We start from the raw sequence: 3,129 nt of genomic DNA, 5'->3' as shown, positions 1-3,129 counted from the left end.
GACCCCAGGTCAGGACCGCGACACGCCGTCCGGCCGGAACCCCGCGCATCGCGGGTGGCATGCCATTCATCTTCAAGATCCACCTGGGAGCCCATCCGTGGTCGACTGGTGGTCGACGCCACAGAGGAACTCCTCAGTCTCCCGTGTACTGCGGTGCTCATCGCCGAGCGTCCGCCGCTGTCGGATCAAAGTGTCGGTGGCCAGAGCCCGCGCAGCCAAGTGATCGCCAAGAGCCTCCAGCACGCATGCGAGGCTATACGCTGATCGCAGACTGTGACGATGGTCGTCACCGAACAGCAGGCGTCGGCGGGCCAGGGTGTCCTCGTCCAACGCCCGCGCCGCCCGGTAATCACCGAGGGCGGCCAACCCCCGGGCGAGGTTGAAAGCTGACTCCAGGGTATCGGGATGGTCGTCACCGAACAGCCGCTGGCGGCGCGCCAGGGTGTCCTCGTCCAGCGCTCGGGCCGCCTGTATCTCTCCGATGGCGGACAGGTCGAGGGCAAGACGGGTGGCAGACGTGAGCGTGTCGGGGTGGTCATCGCCCAAAAGCCATCGGCGGCGCGCCAGGGTCTCCTCGTCCAATCCCCGCGCCGCGTCGAGATTGCCGAGAGCCCGTAGGTCAGCTGCGAGGTTGGATGCGGACAGCAGCGTGCTGGGGTGGTCCTCCCCGAGCAACCGGCGCTTCCGTGCCAGCGTGTCCTCGTCCAATGCCCGCGCCGCATTAAGATCACCGAAGGTGCGCAGCCGGAAGGCGAGGTTGTTCATCGACTCGAGGGTGTCCCTGTGATCATTGCCGAGCACGCGCGTTCGACGGGCCAGGGTGTCCTCGTCCAATGCCCGCGCCGCTTCAAGGTTGCCGACGGCAGCTAGCCGGATCGCGAGATTGGATGCTGATTTCAGAGTGTACCGATGATCCTCACCGAGCACTCGCCGCCGGCGGGCCAGAGTGTCCTCGTCCAACGCCCGCGCCGCCCGGTAATCACCGAGGGCGGCCAACCCCCGGGCGAGATCGGACGCGGCGGTCAGAGTATCGGGATGATCATTTCCAAGAGTTACCGCCCACTGCTGGTGGAGACGCGCATTCAGTTGGTGGGAGGTCCGGTAGTCTCCGCGGCCCCGAAGGTAGTCGGCGGTGGTCAGTAGCAGTCGTCGCAAGCCTGTATCGGTATCGGTGGTGGGAGCCTCTGTATGCAGAGCGGGTGCGGCCAGAACATGGGCGGCCAGGGCCGCCCAGTCCTGCCAGCCGGCCGGATCGCGGAAGTCACCGGGTGGCATGGCTGCGGCAAGCAGGTCCCGAACCCGGGCGGCCGTAGTGGCTGCGTGATCGGTGCGGAGGTGCGTGCGGACGACTACTTGCACCAACCGGTGCAGGATGATGCTGGCGTCGACACGGCGGGCAAGCCCGTAGCGGCGGATGGCGGCGACCACGTCGTCAAGGTCATCGTCGATGGCAACAGTTCGTAGTGGCTCATCCAGGTGGTCAGGCGTGAACCACGACAGGGGGATCGGTTCGGGGCCGAGGTAGGCGGCGAGCTCAAGGAGCTGGATGGCGGCCGGCGTGGTGGTACGCAGCCGTTCCAAAGCCAAAGACCAACAGGTGTCGATCGTGCCGCCGTAAGCAAGATCCTCGCCCCGAGCAAGCATCGTTGCCCGCCTGGATCGGAAGCGGGTCAGGTAGTCGGCTGTCGTCGTGCCAGTTGCCTCGAGGTAGCCGGCGGTCTGTTCGAGTGCCAGGGGAAGCCCGCCCAGTTCGTCCGCCAGTTCAGCGGCCAACTCGGCGTCGAGACCGTGGATTCGGCGCTGCAGGAACCCCGCTGCTTCGTCCCGCGTGAACACGTCGATCTCCACCGGCGTGGCCATCGCTCCCCATACCGGGCTGCGGGATGTGATCAGAACATGGCCGCCGACGCTGGCTGGGAGCCACGGACGTAGGTCGGCGGCGACTTCAACGTTGTCAAAGATCAAAATCCAGTCATCTCGGCGGGCCAGCGCCGTGAGCACGGTGTAAGCGTCGGTCGCCGTTCCGGTTACCGGGAGATCAAGGTGGGGGGCCAGTGCGGCCAGCTGGTCGCCGATGAGGGTGGCCTGTTCGGCGCTCACCCACCACACCAACCTGTAGTCAGCTGCGTGCTGCCAGGCATGCTCAATCGCGAGTTGTGTCTTGCCCACCGCGCCCAGCCCATGAAGCGCGACAGCGGCGAGCCCACCCACGTTGCTGGCGAAGGTGCTGGCGATCCGATCGAGGATCTGCCGACGGCCGGTGAAGGTTGCCAGGCGACCTGGCACGTTCCATACCGCGGGAAGCACGGCAGGCCCTGGGCCAGAAGAGGGCTGCGACGGTTGCGGATTCCTATCCGGGGAGAGAATCCCGAGGGCGGTAAGCTTGGTCGCAACCAGTTCGACGAACTGTTCGGGGTCACGCCCTCGCAGATCGATCGCTACGAGGTCGGAGAGCAGACCGGGTAGGGGCGTGTCGTCAAAACGGGCTGGGAGGACGTACTCTCGCCGTTCGCGTACCGCCCGGTTGAGAGCGGCGCGGCGTTCCAGTCTGGTCCAGTCCCGGGACGCGTAGTCGGCGGAGACGAACACCACCACAGCCGCTGCCTGCTCGGCGTAGATATCCGGGAGCTCCTCGGCCAGGTAGCGGCCCCACAGCTCAAGTTGTTCGTCGGCGTCGTAGAAGCAGCGCACGCCCCGCGCTTTCAACGCTGCCGCGACACGCTCGACGTAGGCGCGCTGCGCGCCAGCGAACGACAACGCTACTTCCCACCGCTGCCCTGACGCGCCAGTCCCAGATTCCCCGCTCATGGTCGGCAATCCTGCCAGGGCTGCCGACGCACACTGGCCAAGTGGTCGTGCAGCACCGCATGGCCGCTGATCTGGGCGCCGAGAGCGCACTCATGAGCTGATGACGCTCGCGGCCTGCCTAGCGATGACGATCCCAGCCAGCTTGACATCTTCCAGGTCGCCATCAACGATGGTAGACGCTCGAGGCGTACTCGACCCTGATCAACCCGTTCGACCAGCGGCATCGGCTCGAAGAGCAGTCCGAGCTGCGTGACGCCTGCGATGAGGGAACCATGAGTTTTGAAGAGGACTGCCTCGAGTACATGGATTGCCGCGATCCCC

Annotated in this window: 1 protein-coding gene; it reads right to left on the bottom strand. The window is 66.1% G+C overall.

Going from position 1 to position 3,129, the window contains the following annotated elements; genetic code table 11:
- Positions 1-72 precede the first annotated feature (72 nt).
- Positions 73-2,808, bottom strand: a complete 2,736-nt coding sequence (gene fxsT, locus U9980_RS26345; RefSeq protein ID WP_322770397.1) for an FxSxx-COOH system tetratricopeptide repeat protein — start codon at positions 2,806-2,808, stop codon at positions 73-75.
- Between the last annotated feature and the right edge of the window lie 321 nt (positions 2,809-3,129).

It is taken from the genome of Protofrankia sp. Cr1, from assembly GCF_963555865.1.
Classification (GTDB): domain Bacteria; phylum Actinomycetota; class Actinomycetes; order Frankiales; family Frankiaceae; genus Protofrankia.
This window is presented reverse-complemented; position numbering and strand designations above follow the sequence as displayed.

Coding starts and splice junctions, on each gene's coding strand:
- fxsT (WP_322770397.1), bottom strand. CDS start 2,808: ATGAGCGGGGAATCTGGGACTGGCGCGTCAGGGCAGCGGTGGGAAGTA.